Origin of the sequence: Mycobacterium sp. AZCC_0083, assembly GCF_014202335.1 — a bacterium.
Taxonomy (GTDB): domain Bacteria; phylum Actinomycetota; class Actinomycetes; order Mycobacteriales; family Mycobacteriaceae; genus Mycobacterium.
Genome location: NZ_JACHGP010000015.1, coordinates 148,599 through 173,274, shown reverse-complemented (window position 1 = coordinate 173,274; position 24,676 = coordinate 148,599). Strand labels below are relative to the sequence as shown.

The 24,676-nt window shown below is 65.7% G+C and carries 25 protein-coding genes; 9 read left to right on the top strand and 16 right to left on the bottom strand.

The features are described 5' to 3' along the window. Nucleotides 1-11: 11 nt before the first annotated feature. The 8 genes from HNP02_RS31680 to HNP02_RS31645 form a co-directional block, all read right to left on the bottom strand. Nucleotides 12-581, bottom strand: a complete 570-nt coding sequence (locus tag HNP02_RS31680; protein ID WP_309241758.1) for an alpha/beta hydrolase fold domain-containing protein — start codon at nt 579-581, stop codon at nt 12-14. Between the two features lie 82 nt (nt 582-663). Continuing rightward, nucleotides 664-1,149, bottom strand: a complete 486-nt coding sequence (locus tag HNP02_RS31675) for a hypothetical protein (RefSeq protein WP_184444610.1) — start codon at nt 1,147-1,149, stop codon at nt 664-666. A 313-nt stretch (nt 1,150-1,462) separates the two neighbouring features. Beyond that, entirely contained in the window at nt 1,463-2,737 is a 1,275-nt protein-coding gene (locus tag HNP02_RS31670) for an aspartate aminotransferase family protein (RefSeq protein WP_184444609.1), read from the bottom strand. Next, on the bottom strand, nt 2,734-3,603 hold the full coding sequence (locus HNP02_RS31665; protein ID WP_184444608.1) for an amidohydrolase: 870 nt from the start codon (nt 3,601-3,603) through the stop codon (nt 2,734-2,736). The genes HNP02_RS31670 and HNP02_RS31665 overlap by 4 nt, the downstream gene beginning before the upstream one ends. After that, on the bottom strand, nt 3,600-4,610 hold the full coding sequence (locus HNP02_RS31660) for an aldo/keto reductase (RefSeq protein WP_184444607.1): 1,011 nt from the start codon (nt 4,608-4,610) through the stop codon (nt 3,600-3,602). The genes HNP02_RS31665 and HNP02_RS31660 overlap by 4 nt, the downstream gene beginning before the upstream one ends. Continuing rightward, nucleotides 4,611-5,603 carry a hypothetical protein gene (locus HNP02_RS31655; protein WP_184444606.1) on the bottom strand — a complete coding sequence of 331 codons (993 nt, stop codon included), beginning with the start codon at nt 5,601-5,603 and terminating at the stop codon, nt 4,611-4,613. Then, a complete protein-coding gene (locus HNP02_RS31650) occupies nt 5,600-7,159 on the bottom strand; it encodes an APC family permease (protein WP_184444605.1) in 1,560 nt (519 codons plus the stop codon). The genes HNP02_RS31655 and HNP02_RS31650 overlap by 4 nt, the downstream gene beginning before the upstream one ends. 218 nt (nt 7,160-7,377) lie before the next feature. Beyond that, nucleotides 7,378-8,304, bottom strand: coding sequence for a LysR family transcriptional regulator (locus HNP02_RS31645; RefSeq protein WP_184444604.1), 927 nt, complete (start codon nt 8,302-8,304; stop codon nt 7,378-7,380). Nucleotides 8,305-8,456: 152 nt separating this feature from the next. On the opposite strand from HNP02_RS31645, the gene HNP02_RS31640 reads away from it, so the two are divergent. Genes HNP02_RS31640 through tkt form a run of 3 tightly spaced genes read left to right on the top strand, consistent with a single transcriptional unit; the run spans nt 8,457 to nt 12,273 of the window. Then, entirely contained in the window at nt 8,457-9,317 is an 861-nt protein-coding gene (locus HNP02_RS31640) for a hydroxypyruvate isomerase family protein (protein WP_255507159.1), read from the top strand. Then, nucleotides 9,314-10,222 (top strand): 2-hydroxy-3-oxopropionate reductase, encoded by a 909-nt coding sequence (locus tag HNP02_RS31635; RefSeq protein WP_184444603.1) that lies wholly within the window; start codon nt 9,314-9,316, stop codon nt 10,220-10,222. Before HNP02_RS31640 ends, HNP02_RS31635 begins: the two co-directional genes overlap by 4 nt. After that, nucleotides 10,222-12,273, top strand: coding sequence for a transketolase (gene tkt, locus HNP02_RS31630; RefSeq protein ID WP_184444602.1), 2,052 nt, complete (start codon nt 10,222-10,224; stop codon nt 12,271-12,273). The genes HNP02_RS31635 and tkt overlap by 1 nt, the downstream gene beginning before the upstream one ends. Nucleotides 12,274-12,329: 56 nt before the next feature. Here tkt and HNP02_RS31625 read toward each other — a convergent pair whose 3' ends face one another. The 5 genes from HNP02_RS31625 to HNP02_RS31605 all read right to left on the bottom strand — a co-directional run bounded on the left by HNP02_RS31625 (nt 12,330) and on the right by HNP02_RS31605 (nt 15,524). Then, a complete protein-coding gene (locus tag HNP02_RS31625) occupies nt 12,330-12,878 on the bottom strand; it encodes a DUF732 domain-containing protein (protein ID WP_184444601.1) in 549 nt (182 codons plus the stop codon). Between the two features lie 176 nt (nt 12,879-13,054). Continuing rightward, nucleotides 13,055-13,840 (bottom strand): MBL fold metallo-hydrolase, encoded by a 786-nt coding sequence (locus HNP02_RS31620; RefSeq protein ID WP_184444600.1) that lies wholly within the window; start codon nt 13,838-13,840, stop codon nt 13,055-13,057. A gap of 15 nt (nt 13,841-13,855) precedes the next feature. Beyond that, nucleotides 13,856-14,368, bottom strand: a complete 513-nt coding sequence (locus HNP02_RS31615) for a carboxymuconolactone decarboxylase family protein (protein ID WP_184444664.1) — start codon at nt 14,366-14,368, stop codon at nt 13,856-13,858. A 5-nt stretch (nt 14,369-14,373) separates the two neighbouring features. Continuing rightward, nucleotides 14,374-14,898: a VOC family protein gene (locus HNP02_RS31610; RefSeq protein WP_184444599.1), complete on the bottom strand. Its 525-nt coding sequence runs from the start codon at nt 14,896-14,898 to the stop codon at nt 14,374-14,376. Further along, nucleotides 14,898-15,524 carry a TetR/AcrR family transcriptional regulator gene (locus HNP02_RS31605; RefSeq protein ID WP_184444598.1) on the bottom strand — a complete coding sequence of 209 codons (627 nt, stop codon included), beginning with the start codon at nt 15,522-15,524 and terminating at the stop codon, nt 14,898-14,900. The genes HNP02_RS31610 and HNP02_RS31605 overlap by 1 nt, the downstream gene beginning before the upstream one ends. 233 nt (nt 15,525-15,757) lie before the next feature. Between HNP02_RS31605 and HNP02_RS31600 the strand changes: the two genes are divergently transcribed. Beyond that, the gene (locus HNP02_RS31600; RefSeq protein ID WP_184444597.1) at nt 15,758-16,561 is read left to right on the top strand and encodes a mycofactocin-coupled SDR family oxidoreductase; all 804 of its coding nucleotides are present in this window, start codon (nt 15,758-15,760) and stop codon (nt 16,559-16,561) included. A 195-nt stretch (nt 16,562-16,756) separates the two neighbouring features. Then, nucleotides 16,757-18,115 (top strand): S1C family serine protease, encoded by a 1,359-nt coding sequence (locus HNP02_RS31595; protein WP_184444596.1) that lies wholly within the window; start codon nt 16,757-16,759, stop codon nt 18,113-18,115. 167 nt (nt 18,116-18,282) lie between these two features. Here the strand turns inward: HNP02_RS31595 and HNP02_RS31590 are convergent, their stop codons facing one another. Then, nucleotides 18,283-18,615 (bottom strand): nuclear transport factor 2 family protein, encoded by a 333-nt coding sequence (locus tag HNP02_RS31590; RefSeq protein WP_184444595.1) that lies wholly within the window; start codon nt 18,613-18,615, stop codon nt 18,283-18,285. A gap of 70 nt (nt 18,616-18,685) precedes the next feature. Next, nucleotides 18,686-19,330 carry a class I SAM-dependent methyltransferase gene (locus HNP02_RS31585; protein ID WP_184444594.1) on the bottom strand — a complete coding sequence of 215 codons (645 nt, stop codon included), beginning with the start codon at nt 19,328-19,330 and terminating at the stop codon, nt 18,686-18,688. Between the two features lie 67 nt (nt 19,331-19,397). Between HNP02_RS31585 and HNP02_RS31580 the strand changes: the two genes are divergently transcribed. Together HNP02_RS31580 and HNP02_RS31575 are read left to right on the top strand one after the other, a co-directional pair. Continuing rightward, nucleotides 19,398-19,979, top strand: coding sequence for a TetR/AcrR family transcriptional regulator (locus HNP02_RS31580; protein WP_184444593.1), 582 nt, complete (start codon nt 19,398-19,400; stop codon nt 19,977-19,979). Nucleotides 19,980-20,088: 109 nt separating this feature from the next. Then, a complete protein-coding gene (locus HNP02_RS31575; RefSeq protein WP_184444592.1) occupies nt 20,089-21,939 on the top strand; it encodes a fatty acyl-AMP ligase in 1,851 nt (616 codons plus the stop codon). Between the two features lie 143 nt (nt 21,940-22,082). On the opposite strand, the gene HNP02_RS31570 is transcribed toward HNP02_RS31575, so the two are convergent. After that, nucleotides 22,083-22,649 (bottom strand): TetR family transcriptional regulator, encoded by a 567-nt coding sequence (locus HNP02_RS31570; RefSeq protein ID WP_184444591.1) that lies wholly within the window; start codon nt 22,647-22,649, stop codon nt 22,083-22,085. Between the two features lie 86 nt (nt 22,650-22,735). Here HNP02_RS31570 and HNP02_RS31565 point away from each other — a divergent pair, with 86 nt between their 5' ends. Both HNP02_RS31565 and HNP02_RS31560 read left to right on the top strand, forming a co-directional pair. After that, entirely contained in the window at nt 22,736-23,149 is a 414-nt protein-coding gene (locus tag HNP02_RS31565; RefSeq protein WP_184444590.1) for a hypothetical protein, read from the top strand. A 2-nt stretch (nt 23,150-23,151) separates the two neighbouring features. Next, on the top strand, nt 23,152-24,669 hold the full coding sequence (locus HNP02_RS31560) for an FAD-dependent monooxygenase (RefSeq protein WP_184444589.1): 1,518 nt from the start codon (nt 23,152-23,154) through the stop codon (nt 24,667-24,669). Nucleotides 24,670-24,676 lie beyond the last annotated feature (7 nt).

Here is a 24,676-nt window from a genome sequence, read left to right as displayed (position 1 = left end):
CCTCAATCGCCCTAGCGGGCGCGCGGGCGGGCGAACGCCTCGGCCAGCGTTGTGGCGACTAGTCGGTAGACGGTGTCCTCCTGGGGAAACACGTTCGGAAAGAAGTAATACCCGTGCCCCGCCGAATCGCCGGCGACGGCGATACGGGCGCTGTCGCCATCGATTTCGTGGGTGTTGTCGACCACCCAGCTGTAGACGTCATAGGCATCATCGAATGGTGTAGGGAACGGGAACTCCGGCGCCATCCGGTAGTTGGCCGACACCACGACGGCGTCGTTGGTCAACGCCAACTTGCGAGACAGGAAGTCGCAGTCATCAGACGAACCGACCGTGAATCCACCGCCGTGGTAGTAGACGATCACCGGAAGATGCTGATCCGCCGGTGCTGCCGCGGGTCGGTAAAGCTGGCATCGCGCCACTCCGTCGGTGACCGGCAGGTAGACCTCGTCGACATGGACGTTCGGTACTGCTTCGGAGCCTGCCATCGGGACCAGGGCGGAGTCCTGTGGGTGGCCGTCGCCGACATACCCGCTCCGCACAGGCGCAATCATCAAGTCCCGCAACGCTACCGGACGTCGCACGTTGGCCAGTATGCGGTACATCGGCGTCGCCGGGTCATCAGGAGCGACAAAACTCAGACCATCAATGGAAATTGGCGTGAAGTTACGACAAAACCAGATCGATGCCGTTCCGCAGATCATCCATCGAAAAGGCCACTTTGGCGTCGCCGATATCCACGGTGTATTGGCCTTCGCCGGGCTCTGTCACCGGTGCCGAAAACTTGTAATGGCAAGAGGCCCGCCATGATTCGGAAGGTCCACGGTGTGTTGTTTCCGTTATGAGCTCACCGGTGGACAAGTCGCCGCCTCCGACGGCGCGTCCGTCGAGGCTGATGACTACCGGAACTCCTTGCCTGACATCGATGCCTGCCTGAACGGAGTTGGCAATGCAGCGCTTGGTTCGAGGGCTATTCACATCGTCGCCGGAGATTGCCACCGAGACCTGGCCGTAAGCCAAAAAGCCGTCTCGCCATCCGTCTGATCCTCTGTGTTGTGACGCGACGAAGGTGCCGGCCGTAGCAGCAACGACCAGCAGCAGGGAACAAATCAGTATTGAAATCCAAACGCCGGGCCGGCTGAGTCGAATCATCGGGATTCCTCCGAGGAGACGATGAAAGCCTACAGCGGCCGCGCCCGCGCTTCGGCATGACTTGCGCACAGCTGCACACCAGGTTCGCCAGGTTCGCCGAGGTCATTCGCAAGCTCGGCGATTCCGATCGTACGAGTCTCAGCGATTCCCAACGCGAGCTCGTCCGACAGGGACAGAGACTGTTGGCGTCGCAAGCCATGGTCGGCGAGCGAACTTCCGTGTCGCCCCAATCAGACGTTCGGTTCGCCACGGACCTAACCGAGGCGATGGGCCGTTGGTCATTGAGGCAAGGCGTGTGGCATTGGACGGCGACTCAGGCGTCGTCGTAGTCGGACACCGCGGCCTCGAACCTCTTGACGGTTTCGTCGACGTCGTCGAGGGTGTGGGCGGCCGAGACGTACCAGATACCTCGGTAGGCGACCCAGATTCCGTAGGCGATGAGCTGACCTGCGAACCGTCCGTAGCGTTCATGGTCGACGGTTTGCAGCTGCGCGTATCGAGTGATCGGTTCGGCGCTGGAGTCGAACCGAGCATGAAACGCCATCGGCAGTCCCTGGATCTTGATGGGGATTCCGTGATGGTCCAGCACGCCGGTCAGACCGTCGATCAATGCGGCGCCGACGGATTCGACGTAGCGGTAGACGCTGCGGTCCTCCAGTTCGTCGAGGGAGGCGAGCACCGCGGCGGTGGCAATGGTGTTGCCGTTGAACGTGCCGGCGTGGGTGAGTGCGCCGGTGGCGACGTCGGCGAACAAGTCGCGTCGACCGGCAAGCGCGGCACAGGGCCATCCCGCGGCCATGGCCTTGCCGTAGACGGCGAGATCCGGTGTGGCGCCGAAGCGTTCGGCGGCGCCGCCGAGTGCGACCCGGAACCCGGAGATGGTCTCGTCGAAGATCAGCACGATGCCACGACGGGTGCACAGGTCGCGCACGTGTTGCAGATAGCCGTCGGCGGGTGCGATGGCTCCGGCATTGAGCATCATCGGTTCCATCAGGACTGCGGCGATGGTGTCGCCGTGCTCGCTTAGGGCCGCCGTGAATGCCTCTGGATCGTTCCATTCGATGGTGAGGGTGGCATCGAGGGCGTCGGGCAGTTGGCCGAGGCTGCCGGGCTGGACTCGTCCGCCATCGGAACGGATCTGGATGTTGTCGAACCAGCCGTGGTAGTGGCCGTGGAACCGCAGGATGTTGCGTCGGCCCGTGGCGTTGCGGGCGATGCGCATCGCCGCTTGGATCATCTCGCTGCTCGAGCTGCCGAACCGGAGTTGTTCGGCCCAGGGGAGCACTGCCAAAATCCGTTCGGCGGCCTCGATCTCGCGGTGGTGGGTCGCGGCGTAGATGATGCCGTCGCGTTGCGCGGCGATGACCTTCTCCACGACGCGCGGCGGGGCGTATCCGAGGAAGTTTGGGCCTTGGCCGAGCAGGTAGTCGAGGTACTCGGTGCCGTCGGTGTCCCACAGTCGGCAGCCGCTGGCGCGCTCGACGATGAGGTGCGGGTTGAGCAGGCGGGTGTTGCTGCTGACGCCTCCTGCCAGCGCGCGCATCGCGCGTTCGCGTTGATCCTGCTGGATCGTGGTCGAGGCGTTCATCGCTCTTCTCCTGATATCTGAGAGGTAGGGAGTCGGTAGGCGTGTAATGCGTTGCAAGCGAATATGTTTCGACGCTGGTCGGGCGTCAGCGCGGCCAAGCCGTGTTGGGTCGTTGCCAGCACGCGGTCATAGCTGGCGGCCAGCTCGCAGACCGGCCAGTCCGAGCCGAACATCAATCGCGCGGGACCGAACGCGCCGATCAGGTGGTCGACGTAGGGCTGCAGATCGGAAGGGGTCCAGCTCGTCCACGACGCCTCGGTGACCAGACCCGACAGCTTGCACCAGACATTCGGACTCTGCGCCAGCGCGGAGATTCCGTCCGCCCAGTCCTGGGACCAGCCCTCGGCGATGGGTGGCTTGGCGCCGTGGTCGACGACGAAGCGCAGTTCCTGGTGGCGGCGGACCAAGGTGTTGGCGGCGGCCAGTTCGCGGGCGGTGATCTCCAGATCGAAGGTCAGCCCGCTCGCGGTCACGGCGCGCATCCCGGTGTCGACGTCGTCGCGGAGCAGCCAGCACGGGTCGGCTTCGTCGGCCGCGGCGTGGCGCAACCCCACCAGATGTCGGCCTCCGACACCGCTGAGCAGTCCGTCGATCTGGGCGCCGACCTCGCGGCTGGTCAGGTCGACCCAGCCGACCACGCCGACGATGACGGCTGTGCGGGTACACAATTCGAGCAGCTGGGCCGTCTCGGCGAGGTCGGCGCGGACCTGCACCACGATCGTCGCCGAGACGTCGTTGTCGAGCAGGTGTGGTTGCAAGTCACCGACGTCGTAGCGGCGCCGCAGCGCGGCGTAGTCCCCGGTCATCCACGGGTAGTCGCCGACGTCGGGGTCCCAAAGGTGGTGGTGTGCGTCGACGATCGTCATGGCTGAACGGGCGTCGGTGCGTCTTCGGCGAGCAGCCCTTCGGTCTTCAATTCTTGCCATAGGTCGCAGGGGATCGGTAGATCGAACAGCTGCGCGTTCTCGTCGAGCTCCGCGCGGCTGCGCGTCCCGGTGAGGACCGCCGCGACGCTGGGATGGGCGATCGGAAACTGCAGCGCCGCAGCCTTCAACGGCACCCCGTGGCGCTGGCACACTTCCGCCAGCCGATGGGCGCGCGCGATGAGGTCGGCCGGTGCGGGATCGTAGTCGTAGCGTGCGCCCGCGCCTGCGTCGGCCAACAAACCGCTGTTGAAGACGCCCCCGGCGACGACGGCAATGCCCCGCTGCGTGCACAACGGCAGGAACGATTGCAGCGCAGTCTGTTCCAGCAATGTGTATCGACCGGCGAGCAGAAACATGTCGGGATCGGACTCGCGGGCGAACCGTTCCAGCGCCGCGGTCTGGTTCATGCCTGCGCCGATCGCGGTGACGACCTTCTGGTCGCGTAGCTCGATCAGCGTGGGCAGCGCCGTCGCCAACGCCTCGTCGACGTAGTCGTCGGGATCGTGCGCGAGGGCGATGTCCAGACGGTCGGTACCGAGGCGAGTCAGACTCTCCTCGATGGAGCGCAGCACGCCGTCGCGGGAGTAGTCGTACACCGTGGCGACGTCGGGCGCCCCGGCGTCGTAAGGGCGGCCGGTCGAGTCGAAATCGTCGGGGTGGGGCGGCGCGTCGGCACGCAGCAGGCGACCGACCTTGCTGGAGAGCACATAGTCCTCGCGTGGGTAGCCGGCCAGTCCACGGCCCAGTCGCACCTCGCCGTTGCCGCGCCCATACTGCGGCGCGGCGTCGAAGTAGCGCAGTCCGGCCGCCCATGCCGCCGCGACGGTGTCGAGTGCGGCGTCGTCGCTGACCTCGGTGTACATCCCGCCGATCGCGGTGGCCCCGAATCCGAGCGCGGTGACCGTCAACGCGGTCCGGCCCAACCGAACCGGGGTGTCATGCGCCATCTACCGCACCGTTCCGTCGGGGTGCAGTTCGGTGACCGTCTCGACACCGTCGTAGAGCGCGGCGACGACCTCGGTCGTCTGGGTCTCGTCGGGGCCGAGCAGTCGGGCGCGGCCGGCCGCGACGGCCTCGTCAAGGGGACTCGGGTAGCCGGTCCACGGTTCGATCAGGGCCTGCTGATACCCGCGCCACCCGCCGTACACCAGGCAGAACCACACCACGGGAAACAGCTCGTGATCGAAGCACAGTCCGAAGCCGCGCCGGTCGGCGACATCGGTGGCCGCGACCCACCCTGCCGTCAGGCCGGTCAGGTAGTGCAGCGCGAACGCGCCGACGTCGATGTCATCGGCGAGGCGCAAGTCGTGCTCACGCAGGACCGGCCAGGCGTATTCGTCGCCGGGACGGCCGAGCAGCTCACCGCCTGCTTCGTCGACGAGGCCTCGAGTGGCCGGGATGTCGAACCGCATTCCTGGTCTGATGGCCAGGCTGGGATGCACGCCCCAGTTGTAGTCGAAGGGCATCGTGCCGATGTTGCGCAGCGCGTAGCTCAAGGTGAAGCGCTGCTCGTCTGCGCGCAACGTGATCGTTCGGGTGAGCTCGGCAGGCGTGATCGGGGTGCGCACCGTGGTGGTGAGCGCGACTTCGTCTGCGGCAACGTGCATTTGATAGTCCGCAGGGGCGGTCCACACCTCGCCCATGTAGGGCAGCAGATCGCCATAGCGGTTGCGGCTGGATCGTCCGCCGGGGAAGGCGTCGTCCCAGCCCCCGGCCCAGTGGTCGTCGAAGTCGGCGTGAACAGCCGCGACATGGGGCGCCACGCGTGGCGACTTCCACAGCAGGTCGATGTCGCGGTGCTTGTCCAGTACCCGAAAGATGTTGGCGCCGCGCTGAGGAAGCACGTCGAGGGCCAGGTGCTGATTCTGCAGCCGCACCACCCGCATGCCGTGGTAGGTCCAGTTGTCGTCGATGTCGAGATGACGTTGCATGCGGGTCATTGGGTCATCGGGGTTTTCGCTGCGTCATGGCGCTGCAGGTGATCCTCGACCTCGTCGACCGCGACGGCCAGATAGCCGGCCTCGGTGGACAGCCCCTCGTCGCGGCTCAACGACTCCGCGATCCGGCGAGTTGTCTTGGGGGCGGCGATGATGACGGCGATGATGGCGATCACCCAGACTGCGGCAATGACGATGTTGGCGCGGCCGGGAGCGGTGGCCGGCCAGGGTACGACGTTGCGGAACGTGGTGTAGGCGATTACGGCGACGGCCAGCACGGGCACCACGTAATCGAGCAGGGCCGCCTTGTGGCCCTGCCGGGGCGCCCGGATGCACAGGTAGTACCACGCTCCGACGGAGAACAGCGCGTAGGCGACCAGCAGCACCAGTGTGCCGACGGTGCCGGACCAGGCGAACAGATTGAAGGCCGTGTCGGTGACCGCGACGCGCATCACCACGATGATGGCTGCAGCCAGCCCGCAGACGAACAACGTCGCCGAGATCGGGGCCCCGGACTTGGCGGAAACCTTGGTGAATCCGCGGCGTTCGAACGCACCGCGGTTCAGCGCGAACAGCAACCGCGACGCCGCGACCGCGGTCGCCAGCGCGCAGCCCATCGCGGAGATGGCGGTGCCCAATGTGACGAGGTCACCGATCACTGGGCCGATGTACTGCTCGCCCAAGGTGCCGAAGAGGGAGGCCGATTTGGAGAAGGCGTCGACCCCGGCAGCGTCGGTGCCGAAGCCCAGCATCTCCACGGTCGTGCCGATGACGTAGAACAGGCCGCCGAAGAGTGCGACGCCGAAGATGGCGATCGGAATCGCCCGTCTGGGGTTGGTGGTCTCCTCACCAAGGGAGGCGGCGGCCTCGAAACCCGCGAACGACAAGAACCCGAACACGATGCCAAGGAACAGGGTGCTCGTCGAGATCTCCGGCGGCACCGTGAACATGTCCAACGTGAAGCGTTGGCCGCCAGGAGCGCTACCGCCCACCACCCTGAACACGACGACTGCCGCGATGATGACGATGATCGCGGTCGTCACGATCTCCACCCATAGCAGCGTGGCCATCGACTTCTTCACCGGGGAGATGGCGAGCAACGTCGCGATGCCCACTGCCACCAGGGCGATGATCCAGGGCACGATGCCGGGTGTCGTCTCGTAAAGACCTATGCCGCGCAGGAATTCGGCGCCGAAGATCCCGGCCGTCATCGAGGTCGTCAGCATGAAGCTGAGGTAGGCGCCCAGCAGCGACCACCCGGCCACCACACCAGCGCGCGGACCGATGGTGATGCCCGTCAGGCCGAAGACCGAGCCGGCGTGGCTGAGGCGGCTGCAGACCCTGGCGAATCCGTAGGCGACGAGCAGCACGCCCACGGTCGCGAGAATGAAGGTCAGCGGAACGGCCCGACCGACGGTCGCGCCCGCCCCCTGCGGGTTGATGTTGATCGCCAGGCTGGCGCCCATCGCGGCGACCGACAGCGAGATCGCCGCCCACGTCGCCAGCGTCCGCCGCAGTTTCGGCTGGGATCCGGTCGGGTTCTCTGCTCGTGAAGTCATGGTTCCCATTTCTCTTGCGGCCGTTGCCCAGCCGTGATGTCGCCGGTTCAGTCGCGGCGCTGAGCCGCATCTGCATCTGGACGGTGACAACCACGCCAACGCAACGTTGCGATGAACCCACCGTTCGGAGTGGGTCGACCGTATGACCGCGTCACCCGGTACACAATGACGAACCTGCACCCCCATTGTTCGGCCACACCGAACTATGCGGCTTTCCGTCAGGCACCGGACTCCGTGGGTCCGGTGAGTTGGTCGGACACGGCACTGAAACCGGTGGCAATCGCAACGAGATCGGTGACCTTCGCGGTGTGCTCGGGCCACCACGCCAACGCGACGACGCACGGCGGGATGTCGCGGATGCGACGGAACGCCACTCCTGGGCGGTCGTAGAAGCGCTGGGCACCGGCCGACGTGACGCTGATCCCGACGCCGCGGGCCACCAGATGCAGCTCGGCGTCGCGGGTGCTCGCTTCGTCGACGACGGGCGCAGGGGTGGTGCGATAGTCGGTCAACAACCAGTAATCCCGCCACGGCCCAGGCGCCTTGGGCGCGGCGATGATGGGTTCCTTCAGCAAGTCGGCGACGCTGACGCTGTCTTGACTCGCCAGCGGATGGCCTTCGGGTACGCACACCACTCGGTCTTCACTGAGCAGCTCCAGAGTGGTCAACCCGGCCAACCCCGTCGGCGGTCGGATGATCGCGGCATGCACCGAGGAGTCCCGTAGACCGGCAGTGGGATCGCTGAAGTCGAACTCCACCGACCGCAGAGGCCGCCCCGGAAATTGGGCGGCGAACGACCGCAACAGCCACGGAACGACTTCCAACCCCGCACCGATGGTGTAGCCCAGAGTCAGCGTCGACCCGTCCCTGTCGGCGGTGCGTTGCGCAGCCTTGATCGCCGCGTCGAGGTCATCGAGCACCTGTGCGGCCATGGTGGAGAACACCACGCCTGCCTCGGTCAACTCGACGGATCGGGTAGTGCGGACGAACAACTTGAGCTTGAGTTGCCGCTCGAGGTCCTTGATCGTCTCGCTCAGCCATGGGTTGGACACCAGCAACTGCTCGGCCGCGCGGGAGAAGCTGCGGTGTTCGGCCACCACCAGGAAGGCTCGCAACTGGCGCAAGGTGACGTTGGGCTGCGTCATGTGGCGAGACGCTACTCGGCACTCGTCAAAACTGTTCGGCGACCGCGAATAATGTGCCGACGCATCCGTCATTGTTCGGCACGGGGTCTCTACCTACTGTCGGTGGAGCGTGCCGCCAGTGTGCAGTGCGCCCGTTACGAATTGAGGACGTCTTGGTTTCCGCATTGTGGTCGACAGCGCAGGCGAACATCTCCCTGCTGTTCGGCGAACTCCCGTTCGAACGCAGGCCCGCAGCGGCGGCTGCCGCGGGCTTTCAGACAATCGAGTGCTGGTGGCCGTTCGCCAGTGCCACCCCCACCTCGACCGAGGTCGACGGGTTCGTCGCGTCCATCACCGACGCCGGCGTGCAGCTGCGCGGCCTGAACTTCTACGCCGGCCACATGGCTGGTGGAGAACGCGGCATCGCGTCGCATCGCCAGCGACGCGGGGAGTTCGACGACGCCGTCGCCGCTGCCGTCGACATCGGCGCCCGACTGGGCGTCACCGGGTTCAACGCGCTCTACGGCAACCGGCTGCAGGGGGTGAGCGCCACCGACCAGCACGACGCCGGACTGCAGGCACTCACCGCGGCCGCCGAGCACGCGGACTCCATCGGGGCGACCGTGCTGGTGGAACCCGTCAGCGGAATCGAGGCCTACCCACTCAAGCTCGCAGCCGACGCGCTGACCGTGATCCGTGGCGTCCGCGAGCGGATGCAGAGCGGTCGGATCGCCTTGCTCGCCGACCTGTACCACCTGACCGTCAACGGCGATGACGTCGCCCGCGTGATCACCCAGCACACCGATGAGATCGGGCACGTGCAGGTGGCCGACGCGCCGGGCAGGCACGAACCTGGGAGCGGGAGCGTACCCATCGTCGAGCTCGTCGACTTGCTTGGTCAGCACGGCTACACCGGGGGCATTGGTCTGGAGTACGTCCCATCCGGAGAGACGGTCGCGGGTCTGTCCTGGCTCCGGCAGCTGGTTCCCGCTTTCGGAGACGGCACCGCAGCGCATGTCGAGGTGACGCAATGAGCTCGCAGGCGCGCAGTGAATTGACGGTCGGCTTCATCGGGTTCGGCATCATGGGCGCTCCGATGGCAGCGAACTTGTTGAACGCCGGGCTGGACGTAGTTGGGTACAGTCGCACCCGCGCCAAGGTGGAAGCGCTGATGCCCCAAGGACTCCGGGCCGCCGAGGATATCGCAGCCGTCGTGCGTGACGCCGATGTCATCATCACGATGCTGCCCGACTCGCCCGACGTCGAGGCGGTGGCGCTCGGGTCCGGGGGAATCCTCGATCACGCTCGATCAGGCGCGCTGTACATCGACATGAGCAGCATCCGTCCCGATACTGCACGCACCATCGGTGCACGGGCCGAGACCCGCGGCCTGCGGTATCTCGACGCCCCGGTCAGCGGGGGAGAGCAGGCCGCGATCGACGGCACCCTGTCGATCATGGTGGGCGGTCTCGCCGACGTGGTGAGCGAAGCGACCCCCGTGCTCAGCCACCTCGGCAAGACCATCGTGCACGTCGGATCCGTCGGTGCTGGCCAAACCGTCAAGGCAGCCAACCAATTGATCGTCGCAGGCAACATCGAACTGGTTGCCGAGGCACTGGTATTCCTCGAAGCCCACCACGTCGACACCGAGGCGGCGATCTCGGTACTCGAGGCCGGCTTGGCAGGCAGCACGGTGATGGCGCGCAAGGCCCGCACCATGGTCGCCCGCGAGTTCTCGCCGGGGTTCCGTATCGCGCTGCACGACAAGGACCTTGGCATCTTCACCACCGCCGCCCGCGAGGCTCGCGCCGCCACCCCGCTGGGTGCGGTGGTGGCCCAACTGATGTCCGCGGCGCACGCCCAGGGCGACGGCGACCTCGATCACTCCGCCCTGTTTCGGCTAGTGGAGCGGCTCTCCGGCATCTCCAAGGAACTGTGATGACTGCACTGGACGTAAGCATCGACGTCGACACCGTCGCCATCAACACCATCAGAACACTGGTCATCGATGCTGTGGCACAGGCCAAGTCGGGACATCCCGGAGCGGCGATGGCACTGGCGCCGGTGGGCTACACGTTGTGGAATCACGCCTTGAACTACGACGTGTCCGATCCCCGGTGGATCAACCGCGACCGGTTCGTGCTCTCGGCCGGGCACGCCTCGATGCTGCTGTACGCGTTGCTCCACCTAGCCGGAGTGCGTAGTGCCAACACCGACCGACTCTCGATAGAACTGGACGACATCCGCCGCTTCCGCCAGCTCGGTAGCCCGTGTGCCGGACACCCCGAACACGATCTGGCCGACGGGGTCGAATGCACGACAGGACCATTGGGCACCGGCATCGCCACCAGCGTCGGCATGGCGATGGCAGGCAAATGGCAAGGCGCGCACTTCAACCGGCCCGGCTTCGACATCTTCGACTACCGCGTCTATGCACTCGCCGGCGACGGTGACCTGATGGAGGGCATCGGCCAGGAAGCCGCGTCGCTGGCCGGTCATCTCAAGCTCGACAACCTCTGCTGGATCTACGACAGCAACGCCATCACCATCGAGGGCGAGACGTCGTTGGCCTTCACCGAGGACGTCGCCACCCGATTCCGGGCGTACGGATGGACCGTCACCCACGTGGCCGACGCCAACGACACCGCCGCCCTGCGAAGAGCATTCGACCGATTCGCCGAGCACACCGGATCCCCGATGCTCATCGTCGTCAACAGCATCATCGGCTACGGCGCGCCGACCAAACAGGGCACCGCGTCGGCGCACAGCGAACCGCTGGGCGAGGACGAGGCCGTGGCGGCGAAGCGCTTCTACGGATGGCCGCTCGACGATCTCTTCCACGTACCCGACACCACCTACGAGCAGTTCGAGCTGGGCGTCGCCGCCCGCGGGGCCAGCCGCCGGAGCCAATGGGACGCAACGTTATCGGACTACCAGGCAAGCCATCCGCTCCTGGCTGCGGAACTCACCTCGATGCTGAGCAGAACGCCACCGGAAGGTTGGGATGGCGACCTGCCCGAGTTCTCGCCCGAGGACGGACCGATCGCAGGCAGGATGGCCAACCATCAAGTGCTCAACGCCGTCGCGGCCACCGTGCCCTGGCTGATCGGCGGCGCCAGCGACCTGGCACCATCCACCAAGACCCGACTCGACGGTGACAGTGGGGATTTCGGCTCCGGCGACTACAACGGTCGCAACCTCCACTTCGGAGTCCGCGAAGCCGCCGCCGCGGCCTCTGCCAATGGTCTGGCGCTCTGCGGTCTGCGCCCCTTCCAAGCCGGTTTCCTCGTCTTCTCCGACTTCCAGCGTGGACCGCTACGCCTCAGTGCCCTGATGCGGCAGCCAGTCATTCACGTCTACACCCACGACTCCATCGGCATGGGCGAGGACGGTCCGACTCACCAGCCGGTCGAGCAGCTCGCCTCACTCAGGGCGATGCCCAACCTGATCGACCTTCGCCCTGCCGATGCCAACGAGATCGGTGAAGCATGGCGGGTCATCATGTCCACCACCGACCGGCCCGTCGCCCTGGTGCTGTCCAAGCAGGACCTGCCGATCTTCGACCGAAGGGACACCGGCGCCGCGTCCGGCCTGGCCCGCGGCGCATACATCCTGGCCGACCCCGTCGGTGGCGAGCGCCCGGACGTGCTCATCATCGCCTCCGGCAGCGAAGTGACCTTGGCCATGCAGGCCCGAGAACTGCTTGCGGACAACGGTGTTGGTGCCCGCATCGTCAGCATGCCGTCCTGGGCGCTGTTCGAAGGCCAGGACAAGGCGTACCGCGATACCGTCCTCCCGCCCGACGTCACCGCACGCGTTTCCGTCGAAGCCGCGTCCGGGTTCGGCTGGGAACGTCACGTCGGACCGAAGGGGCGCATCATCGCGATGAACGGCTTCGGCGCCTCCGGCCCAGCCGCAGATCTCCGAATCCACTTCGGCTTCACCGCAGAGAACGTCGCCGATGTCGCTCGCGAGTTGGTCGGCCGCTGAACCAGGGGAACATGATGCCTGCAACGGCATCAGCACCGACGGCGTTGCCGTGCTGTTCAGGCGCCGGGCACGGTGAAGCCGCCGAGCGGACTACCGGTCGCCGCTCCAGTGATCGACGACAGCGGGTTGGCACCTGCGGTCGCCGCTCCGGTGATCGATGACAGTGGATTGGCACCTGGCGTTGCCATTCCCATCATGCTTGCCGCGTTGGTCAGCACTGAGAAGTCTCCGTTGGCCAACGACGTCATGAAGTTCGGGCACTGGGACTGAATCACCAGGCCCGCCACCCCGCCTGCGAGCTGTGATCCCAGCCCACCGTTACCGGTTGCCGTCGTCGCCGTGCTGACAACCTGGCTGCCCGGTTGTACGAGCAGTGGGCACAGCGACGTGGCGACCTGCGCGATGGCTTGGCTGATCGTGCTGTTGTTGCCGATCCCGACGTCGTTGAGCAGTGTCGTGGTCTCGGGATCGGCGTGGGCGGGCGCAGGCACGGCGATGGTCAGGCCGATCAATGCGCCCACGGACGCGAAGAGGCACACAGCAGTCGAGGTTCTGTGGACCACGGACCAGCGGTGATGGGTCGGGGTCAGTGTCTGGGTAGCCATTTGTGTGCCTTCTGTCATCAGATGGTTGCGCTCATGATCAAGCACATGCGTCACTCAGATAACAATCTGACACTTTGGTAACGTTTGTAACACGACTCGGTCACCGTATGAGACCTATGCGTTTTGTGTGAACCGTCCAGGGCGTCGAGGCTGTAAACGGCCAGCCGCGTGAACTCCTACGCGGTATCGCGGGCGCGCTGATAGAGCGTGGGGTCGTGGGCGTTGACGATGAACAGGTCGGGGTCCTGGCGTTGATACAGCTCGGCGAGACGAGAGTGGTTGTCCCGAACCTTCTTCAGATCCCACGCGACGACGGACTCCATGGCCGTGAGCGCGCGAGGCACGCGCGACGAGCCATCGAGGGTGCCGTAGTGGTAGAAGGCGTCGCCGCAATGTAGTACCCAGCGATGGCCTGCGTCGACGGCGACGCACGCGTGACCGCGGGTGTGGCCGGGGAGCGAGATGAGCGCTATCCCTGGGGAGACGTCGTCGAGTTCCTTGGCAGCGGCGAATCCGCGCCACTTCTCGCCAATCGGATGGTGCTCGACGATGTCGGGATCGTGCGACCACTGGGCGGGGCGGAACCGCAGCTTCTCGCGCCACGATGGCGACCTGATGGCGCCGAGCGCCTCGGCCGCCGTGACATGGACTTTCGCCGCAGGAAAGTCCGACAGGCCACCGATGTGGTCGGCGTCGAAGTGCGTGATGATGATGTGCCGCACGTCGTCTCGCCGAAAGCCGAGTCGTTCGACTTGATGACCGGCGGTTTCCCGGTGTTCGAAGAGCGGCCTGATGAGGTGGCGAGTGGGACCGACGCGTTTCGCCGGGTGTTGACAATCATCGGAGCCGTACCCGGAGTCGATCAGAACGAGGCCGTTGTCGGTTTCGACGAGCAGGACGTGGCACACCATCGGTGCCGTCGGCATGTTCATGGTGCCGCAGTTGAGATGATGCACCTTCATGATGGTGAAACCCCTTCAGCCATGGGTGGGTTCGCCTTCGGTGGTCACCCCGAAGGTGTTGAGGAAGTTGCAGACCAGTTGGTAGAAACCCACCGTCATCACCAGATCCGCGAGTTGCGTGACGGTGAGCGACGACAAGGCGTCGTCGCGGTCGGAGCCGCTCAGGGTGTGGTCGTCCAGGAGCCGGTCGGTCCAGGTGAGGATGTTCACCTCGTCTTGGGGCAGCCCGTCGAAGTCACTGCTGGCCGCGGCGGCGATGGCCTCGGCCGACAACCCGGCGTAGCCGGCGATCATCTCGTGCTGATGGGTTTCGTAGGGGGCGGCGTAGCGGTATCCAACCCGAAGGATCGCCAATTCACGCAGGTGCGGTGGGAGCGAATTGGCTTGGAACATCGCGTCGGCCATCACGAAGAACCCTGGCGCCAGCCCCGGTGAGTGCATGACCATCCGGTAGACGTTGACGGGGGCGTGCTGGGCGAGGGTGTCCTTGAGGTTCTGCGGTAGGGCATCGAGGTCGGGGTAATCCATGGTGCTCACTCCCGACCACGGATCGGGTCGCTGCCGTCCCAGGTCGAGGCGACGTCGCGGATGTATTGGAAGAATTGGCCTTTGGGTCCGCTGATGTCGGAGATCTCGATGACGGTGCCCTGTTCGACTTCGGTGTCGAGGTAGGCGAAGCGGCCTTGCCCGCCGCCGATGCTGCCTTCCTGCCCGATGGTGTAGCCCTCGGCCAGCGCCCGATCCAGAAGGGCTTGGAAGTCGTTGGACCAGTAGGCGATGTGTTGTGCTCCTTCGCGTCCGGAGTCGAGGAAGTCCTTGTACATCGACGGAGCGTCGTTGCGTGGCTGGATCAGTTCGAGTTGGACGTCACCGGAGTTGGCAAGGGCCACGCTCATCTGCATGTCGGAGTCGGCGCCACGGTAGCGGAAGTAGTCGGTTTGCACGCGGTCGACGTAAAACCATGGCCCGACACCGTGTTTGACCCAGTTGTCCATGGCTGCATCGATGTCGCGGACGACATACCCGATCTGGGCGATGTTGCCGAAGATTCGGCTCATCAGTGACCTGCTTTCTGCTCGGTGGTCAATCGGTGGATGACGAGGGCCTCGACTTCGCTGCGGGCGCCTTCGAGGTCGACGTGATCGTCGATGAGGGATTGCAGCGCCACGCCGCGGAGCATCGCGACGATCACGGTGGCCAATCCGTGCGGATGAACCGTGCTCGGCACCTGCCCCGCGGTGACCCCTACTCTGATTCGCTTCTCGATCTCTTCGCGAAACTCCCTGTCGGCGGCGACCATTCGGGTGCGGGTGTCCTCGTCGGGATTGGCGACCGTGTCGGCCCACAGCACCAGCCGTGCCCGGTTGACGGGTTGCAGATCGGTGACGACGTCGAAGTAGATGCCGATGAGCGTGCGCAGTTCAATGACCAGGTCGTCGGCGCCGCCGCGGTCGAACATCGCGTCACGGAACTGGTGGGTCACGGCTTCGACGAGGCGCTGCATCAGGGCACCCTTGGAGCCGAAGTGATGCGTGGCCAGGCCGCGGCTGTAACCGGCGCGTTCCCCGACGTTGGCCAGGGTGACCTTGGCCGGTCCGAGCTCGCCAACGAGGTCGGCGGCCGCAGCGATGAGGCGGTGTTCGGCCTCGGCACGTCGGACCTCTTGCGTACGTGGTCCCGTCATCGTCTTCTTTCCACCACTGATCGATGTACCACTAACTTGTTGGCCAACAAGTTACGGTACTAAGGCGTACCGCGTCAAGATGGGATCGACGCGCTCAGGCCGTTCGTACCCGCCGTGATCAACGACGACTGAACGTCGCGAGGCGCCCCGTTCGGCGGAACGAGTTGCGCGACATGGAACTTGGCTACTGATCGGCGGCGGCCGGTGCCCGCTGTGCACTAAGGTGACCGTCCATGGGTGCGCTTGATGGTCGCGTCGCGTTCATTACCGGAGGGGCACGCGGGCAAGGGCGTGCGCATGCCTTGGCACTAGCCGCCGAAGGGGCATCCGTCGTGATTGCCGACGCGCCCCAGCCGATGACGGATCTGACGTATCCGCTCGGCACCGAGGCCGACCTTCGCGACACGGCCAAGCAAGTCGAGGAGCTCGGCGGCCTGTGCCTTCCGATCGCCATGGACGTGCGCGACCCAGCCGCTGTGGGTGCGGCAGTCGAGGAGACCGTGAACAGGTGGGGGAGCCTCGACATCGTGGTGGCCAACGCCGGGATCGTGAGCACCGGGCCAGTGGAAGAGGTCACCGACGAGATGTGGCACCAGCTCGTCGACACCAATCTGACCGGTGTATTTCATACTCTGCGAGCCGCGATACCGGTAATGCGGCGGCAACGCTTCGGCCGGATCGTCGTCACGTCCTCAATGGGCGGCCGCATGGGCATTCCAGAATTGTCGGCATACAACGCCACCAAGTGGGGAGTCATCGGGCTCGCCAAGTCCGTGGCCTTGGAGGTCGCCAAGGAGGGCATCACCGTCAACGTCATCTGCCCGACCACGGTGCAGACACCGATGGTGCAGCCCGAGGGCGCCGACGGCGTTCCCGACGAACTCGTCCGTCGGATGATGAGGGCAAACCCGATTCCCCAGCCGTGGCTCGCGCCTGAGGACGTCAGCCGCGCGTTGCTGTACTTGGTCACGGATCCGGGTGTCGTCACCGGCAGCGTCCTCGAGGTCGGCCTTGGCGGCAGCGCTCGAATGCATTGATTGCTCAGCCGACCCGTTGGTCGCTAGTGCCCGACTACACCCATCGCCGGTCGTGGCGGTTTCGCTGTAGGCACACATTCCAACCGAGACTCTCGGACTTTGCTGAGCCAGTTCTCAGTCCACGCTCAGGGATCGCGGGCACCTTGTGCTTAACGCACTGTGCTATTTGGCGATTCAGAAAGAGAACGAGACGCAATGACGAACCCTCCGCGGTATTCGACGGACCAGCCCGACCACCGACCAGATCCGAGTTACTCCGCGGGACAGCCGTACCCGGGCCCACAGACCCACGTTCCCTCACATCTGCGCTATGACTGGCGCTACGCCCAACAGCCGACCGAATCACCGTACGGCTCCTATCATGCGGCGCACCAGGCGATTACGGCACCAATTCCCGTCGTTCGGGTGAAGAAGTCTCGCCGTGGCAAGATCGTCGCCGCGGCACTGGCCGCGGCTGTGGTCGGCGGTGGAATCGGTGCTGCCACGATGGAGATCACCGGGCGATCCAACGACGTGGCCACCTTGAAGGGCGTCATCGCCCAGGCACCCGACCTACCCAAGCCCGCAGCCCAGCTGCCCGGCGGCTCGGTGGAACAGGTTGCGGCCAAGGTGATGCCCAGTGTCGTCAAGCTAAAGGTCGACTTGGGCGGTCAAGGCGACGAAGGTTCTGGCGTCGTGTTGACCGCCGACGGTTTGATCCTGACCAACAATCACGTCGTGGCCCCCGCCGTAGGTGGCGACCAAGGTGCCCAGCCTGCCGCGACCGGCTCACCCGACGGAGGCGGGGCCACCACGACCGTGACCTTCTCCAATGGCCAGACGGTGCCGTTCACCGTCGTCGGCACGGACCCCGCCGGCGATCTGGCCGTCGTGCGCGCTCAAGGGGTTTCGGGATTGACGCCGATCACCATGGGATCGTCCAAGGACGTGAAGGTGGGCCAGCAAGTCGTGGCCATCGGCTCGCCGCTGGGTCTGCAGGGGACCGTGACATCCGGCATCGTTAGTGCATTGAATCGGCCGGTCGCAGCAGGCGACGAACCCGGCGGCAATGTCACCGTACTCGATGCCATTCAAACCGACGCTGCGATCAATCCGGGCAATTCCGGTGGCGCACTGGTGAATATGAACGGCGAATTGATTGGGGTGAACTCCGCGATCGCGAGCATGGGCGGCAGCGATGCCGGCTCGGGCGGCGGTCAGAGCGGGTCGATTGGGCTGGGCTTCGCGATCCCGGCCGATCAGGCCAAGCGCATCGCCGATGAGCTGGTTTCCACCGGCACCGCCACCCATGGTTCGCTTGGTGTGCAGCTCAGCACCGACGCCACGAAGGGCAGCGGCGCGGCGATCGCCCAGGTCGTCGATGGTGGCCCCGCAGCCGCCGCGGGACTGCCGAGTAGTGCCGTCATTACCAAGATCGACGGCCAGGTGATCGACGGTCCGGAAGCGCTAGTGGCCGCGGTTCGATCAAGGGCCCCGGGAGACCAGGTCTCCGTGACCTACCTCGATGATTCCGGGGCCCCCCAGACGACGCAGGTCACTCTCGGCAAGGCGTAGTCGACGAGGCGTCGCGGCCCGGCGAGTCAGGTTGGTCACCACCACGGCGCAGGCGGTTCCGCTGGGCTGCGCTCGATCCAGGTCCACGCGAGTTCCCTGCGGCTGAACTTCCATCCCTCGTCAGTCAATTCGTATACATCGCGGTAGAGAATTGGAGCCAGGATCACCTAAAGGCTGTCGTCGGCCTTGCGTAACAGGTGTCGCGCGGTGCAATACGTCGTTCCCGTTGCGTGATCGCCGTCGATTTCGACGATGTGGTTGTGGACGGCGTGGAAGGTTCGCTCGAACATCTGGTTCCCGCTGGGGCCGTACTTGATCTGTTCCCTGCCGCGTGCCGTGATCGTTTCGCTCGACCCCGGGGTCGACATGACGAACTCGCCATCCAGCGTGAATAGCGACCCGAAACGTTCGAGGTCGGCCGTATCTGAGGCGAGCGCGTATTCGTCAACCAACGCGCGCAGCGCAATTCGTGCGGAGTCGACCGTGTGTAGTTCGGTCATGATGAGTTCCTCGTCTGTCGGTTTCGGTGGGTCGATCGGAAAGTGCTGGTGCAGTGTGGCTTCGAAGTCGTCAGCTGAAGCTTGCGGGTAGTCGCGGTCGGCGCGCGTGCAGAACGAAGGCAGGCGGTAGATTGCGCCACACCGTGCGGCTGGCAATGACTTCCTCGAAGTGTCGGGCGGAGAGCTCCCGGAATCGCCGCGCACCCGGCATCGGCGCCGCGTGCAGGTAGGCGAACGTGGAGAACACGCTGTGCGGCGCAAGCACGTCGAGCACCGCCTTCAGTAGGAGATCCTGTGCCGCAGGCTCGAAGATGGTCCACGGCAAGCTGCTGATCACGACATCGGCGTGGCGCAGGCCGCGCTCATCGAGCAGTGACGGCAGAAGGCAGGCATCGCCTTCGATCACCTCGGTCTTCGCGAATCGGTTCCGCAGCAATTGCGCGAGTTTGGGATTGATCTCTAGGGCGAGGTGACGCCCTCGTCCGGCGAGTCTGCGCTGGATCTCGGTGGTGAAGGGGCCGGTGCCTGCGCCGAGTTCCACCACGACCGGGTCTCCGTACTCCGGTATTGCGGTGGAGATCGCGTGGGCCAGCCGAGACGAGCTGGGTGCGATCGCACCGATCTGCCCCGGCGTGCGCAGCCACTGCTCGAGAAACACCGCTGAATCGCAGTCGGCTACATTGGCGACCCGAGTAGGTTCAGGTGACACTGTCATCTTTCTAGACTACGGTTTGAGATGACAATGTCAACTTGATTGGCAAATCGGTGGGGACGGAGGAATCGTGAAGCGCATCGAGTCGGCGGCCGCCACGCGCCGTGCCCTGCTCGACCAGGCTGCCGCGCTGCTCGACCGCGGAGGCCCCGACGCCGTGACGTTGCGCGAGGTGGGTGCACGTGCCGGCGTCAGCCGCGGCGCGCCGTACCGGCACTTCTGCGACAAGCAGAGCCTGCTCACCGCGATCGCTGCCGAGAGTTGGGAGCGCCTCGCAGATCACATGCGCGAGCTGCAGGGAGATCGGCGGCTGCTACCCGCCGACAGGATGCGCGCGGCGCTCACCGGCGTCATCACCATCAGCCGCCAGCAGCCCCACCTCTACCAACTGATGTTCACCACACCGGCAGGCGACCCGACCGCGGTGGCCCGGGCGGCGGAGCGCATGTGCGACGAGTTCCTCACCATCGTCGCGGCCGTCGTTGGCGAACAGGACGCTGCGCGCTATGCCGCCGTCCTCTTGACCGGGGCGCACGGTGCCGCGGGCCTGGAATCGAGTGGCCTCCTGACCACCGACAAGTGGCACACCACCGCCGACGAACTCGTCGACACTCTGCTCGCCACGGTCGCAGTGGCCGACCGACGTTCCTGAACGGGTTGCCCACTGCCGCTGCGATCCGCGTCACCCTGTGGACCTGGCCGTGACCGGACCCACATAGTTGAGTCCATCTAACTCTTAGTCGATCTAATACATTGGTTTGATGGGTCGGGATCCCCTTGTTTACAGTCATGCCGCGGAACTGACGGTCGAGAATTACCTCGACAGCGCGGGCAACATCGCGCTGCCCGAGGGCATCACGCTGATGACGAGTCTCCACCGCAATATCGCGGAGCTCGGCGACAGTGTGTCGTACCGCTATCTGGACTACAGCCGTGGGCAAAGCGCTGTCGCAGTTGAATTGACCTGGACTGAGCTCGGAGCCAGGATGCGTGCGATCGGTGCCCGGTTGCAGCAACTCAGTCGGCCCGGTGACCGCGTAGCGATACTCGCCCCGCAAGGCATCGACTACGTCGTCAGTTTCTTCGCCGCCATCGGCGCAGGCAATATCGCCGTTCCGCTGTTCGCCCCGGAACTGCCAGGACACGTCGAGCGGCTCGAGGCGGTACTTGCCGACGCCACTCCCGCTGTCGTTCTCACGACGACCGCCGTTGCGGAGTCGGTCACCGATGTTCTGCGCAAACTTCCGCGTCAGCGTCGCCCTCGGGTCATCGCCGTCGACGCGGTACCCGATTCGGTGGGAGTGACGTTCGTCCCGGCCGCCATCGATACCGATGACATCGCGTACCTGCAGTACACCTCGGGGTCCACCCGAGTGCCCGCCGGTGTCGAGATCACCCACCGCGCCGTGTGCACCAATGTCTTGCAGATGATCATCGCCGGCGGACTGGACACCAACATCCGCAGCGTCAGTTGGCTACCGCTCTACCACGACATGGGGCTGGTGATGATCATGTTCCCCGCGTTGTGTGGCGGCCACATCACCCTGATGTCGCCGATAGCGTTCGTGCGGCGTCCGCATCGGTGGATCGCTGCTCTTGCAGCGGAATCCGCGCACGGGCGAACGTTCGCGGCCGCGCCGAACTTCGCCTTCGAACTCGCTGCCCAGCGGGGACTGCCGGCCGAGGGGGAGACCCTGGACCTCTCGAATGTCGTTGGCCTACTCAACGGATCCGAGCCGGTCACCATGGCCGCGATCGACCGGTTCAATGCGGCGTTCGGCCCCTACGGGTTGCCGCCCACGGCGATCAAACCTTCCTACGGGATGGCCGAGGCCACCCTGTCGGTCGCCAGCATCGCCCCCAACGCGCAGGCGACTGCGGTCGCGCTGGACCGGGACCGCCTGGCCGAGGACCTGGCGGTGCCGGTATCGCCCGAGCATCCCAATGCTGTACAGGTGGTGTCGTGCGGGCAGGTCCTCTCCAGCCAGTGGGGGGTCATCGTCGACTCCGGGCGCGGCACCGAGCTTCCCGACGGCAGCGTCGGCGAGATCTGGTTGCATGGCGACAACGTCGGCCGCGGCTACTGGGGCCGCGACGACGAGACCGACCTGGTGTTCCGCAACAAGCTGCAAGTCGCATTGGCATCGGGCAGCCACGCCGAAGGAGTTGCAGCCGAAGGACTCTGGATGCGGACCGGGGATCTCGGCGTCTACCTCGCCGGTGAGCTGTACATCACCGGGCGTGTCAAGGACCTGGTCATCATCGACGGCCGCAACCACTACCCGCAGGACATCGAGGCGACGGTCTCGGCGTGCTCGCCGGCGATCCGCAGTGGGTTCGTGGCGGCGTTCACCGTGGCGGCCGCCGATCTGCCGCTTGGGATGGCCACCTCCTCGGGGGAGCAGCTGGTGATCGTGGCCGAGCGCGGCACTGGCGCCGGCCGGACCGAGTTGAGCCCGGTGGCCGACACCGTCCGTGCGGCCCTTTCGCGACAGCACGGCCTCGCCACCGCCGATTTTCGGCTCGTCGCTGCAGGGGTCATTCCTCGTACCACCAGTGGCAAGCTCGCCCGCCGTGCCTGCCGGGCTGCGTATATCACCGGGGCGCTTTAGCCGGGCCGCTCGTTGGATTGACGCGTCTGCCGGCATCTAGACCGGTCGTGCGGCCAGGAGAACGCCGGTGACGGGTGCCGTGCTCGGCCAAGTCACCGGAAGAGCGGCAACAAGGCGCCGGGGTCGGGGCGGCTCGTCCCTCCCTAGGTCTTCTCCGGTACCGGATCGGTGAGGTAATGCGTCAGAACGGGTTTGAGCCAGAGCGCCAGTGTTTGGTCATCCATCGCGACGAGCGGCGGAATGCCAATGATGTAGCGGCCGACCGCGATGCCCAGCAACTGCGATCCGATCAGTGCGGCCCGCTCGGCGGGCCGGTCGATCGCGACCTTGGCCAATGCCGGCGCTACTTGCCGGGCGAACACGTCGAGGAGGGCCTCCGCCGCCGCCGGGCTTGACGAGGCGGCACGCAGCAGTGGCAGGAACGGGCCGTCGGGTCCCCACACCTCGGCGAACAACGGCAACATGACCTCGGCCACGTCCTCTGGCTCGACTCTGGACAGGTCCGGAGGCGAAATGTCGAGGCGCGAGACCTCGCCGAAGAGGGTGTCCTTGTTCGCGAAGTAGTGCATCACCAGTGCCGGGTCGACACCCGCCGCCGACGCAACCGACCGGATCGTCGTCCTCTCGAAACCATTCTGTCCGAACTGCATCCTCGCGGCAGCCAAGATGGCGGCCTTCGTTGCCGCCGGATCCCGTGTTCTTGAAGCCATGCGCGCAGTCTATTCAACAACTGTTGACAACGTCCTGGAACGGTCTTAACCTCAGTTCAACAAGCGTTGAACTGAGGGAGCGCGACATGACCGTCACCGCAATCCAGATCGGACTCCATCCCGACGTCATCGATGTCGAATCGGCTGACTTCGCCCAGTTCAGAGGCCTGACGCGGGAGAAGCTGGCCAAGGCGAACAGCGACAACGTGACCGGGCTACGGGCAGCCGGATACGACGTCGACAACTGCCTCATCGACTTCGGCGAGGCAGGGGTCGAGAAGGCCCGCATCTGGCTGGGCGCCAAGCGCTACGACGCCGTACTCATCGGCGCAGGCGTGCGTCTGGTCGCGACCAACACGCTGCTGTTCGAGGCGATCGTCAACGCGGCGCACAGCGCCAATCCCCACTGCCGGTTCGTGTTCAACTACTCGCCCACCTCGACGCCCGACGACATCCGCCGCTGGTATCCGAATCCGGCCGATCCAATCCCGGCGCGCTGATCATGACCACTCCACAGCGCGTCGACGTCCTCGTCATCGGTGCCGGACCTACTGGATTGACCGCGGCCGGAGACCTGGCCCGCTGCGGCCGATCGGTCGTCGTGCTCGAACGCTGGCCGAACGTGAACCCGTCCAGCCGGGCCTTCGCCACGATGGCCCGGACACTGGAGGTTCTCGACGCCCGCGGTCTTGCCGATGACGTCCTCGCCAAGTCGCACCACGCACCGGGCGTCTCCATCTTCGCCGGTGCCCGAATCGATCTGACACACCTGCGTTCGGAATTCCCGTTCGTCGCGGTCACACCGCAGACCAACGTCGACCAAGCACTCGCCGGCTACGCCACCTCCCAGGGCGCCGACATTCTGCGCGGTGTCGAAATCGTGGCACTGGAACAGGATTCCGACGGCGTCACCGTCACCGCGCGACCCAAGGACGACGACGATCCGGATCATCGCGCGACGTGGCGGGCGGACTACGTGATCGGTGCCGACGGCGCGCACAGCACCGTGCGAGACCTGATCGGGGTGGACTTCCCTGGGAAGACCATCCTGTCGTCGATCGTGCTGGCGGACGTCAAACTCGCCGATGGCGCAGGCGACGGCGGGCTCACCCTCGCCAGCAGTCGCGAACGGTTTGCCTTCCTCGCACCGTACGGACGAGGCGATGACGATGGCGAGTGGTATCGGACGATGGTGTGGGAGCGCAGCCACCAGGTGCCCGACACCGAGCCCGTGGATCCCACCGAAGTGATCGACGTGCTGAACCGGGCGATGGGACGCGATGTCGGCGTGCGCGAGGTCGGCTGGTTGTCGCGGTTCCACTGTGATGAGCGCCAGGTCGCCCAATACCGTTACGGCCGGGTGTTTCTCGCCGGTGACGCCGCGCACGTGCACTCTCCGATGGGCGGCCAGGGCATGAACACCGGCATCCAGGACGCGGCCAATCTGGCGTGGAAGATCGATGCGGTCTTCGCAGGCGCACCCGACGACGTCCTCGACACCTACCACGCTGAACGCCATCCGATCGGCAAGCGGGTGTTGGTCCAATCCGGTCTGATGGCGCGCGGCGTGACGCTGCGTCCGCGGATCGCCCGCGGGATGCGAAACCTGATCGCGCCGAGGCTGCTTCGCCGGCCACGCGTACGCGACACGATTGCAGGAAGTTTCGCGGGTACCGAGCTGCGCTACCCCCACGAACGTGGGCAAGACCGGCTCGTCGGTACCCGTGCCACCGAAATCCCGCTCCTGCAAGCAAAGTTGACGCACCTTCAGCGGTCAGCGAGGTTCGTGCTGATCCGGGAGGCCGGGGCGGAATCGGTGGGCGTAGGCGGTCTGGTCGAGGCTGAACGGGCCGAGGCAGGTCCTGCCGTTCTGGTCCGTCCCGACGGCTACATCGCGTGGGTGGGGGACTCATCCGACCGCGAAGGCTGGATGACGGTGCTGCACCGGTGGCTGGGTAGCGCGTTGGATATCTCCCGTCCCGATCGCTCGATGTCGGGCACGCCGACGCAGACTGCGTAGAGCTGGG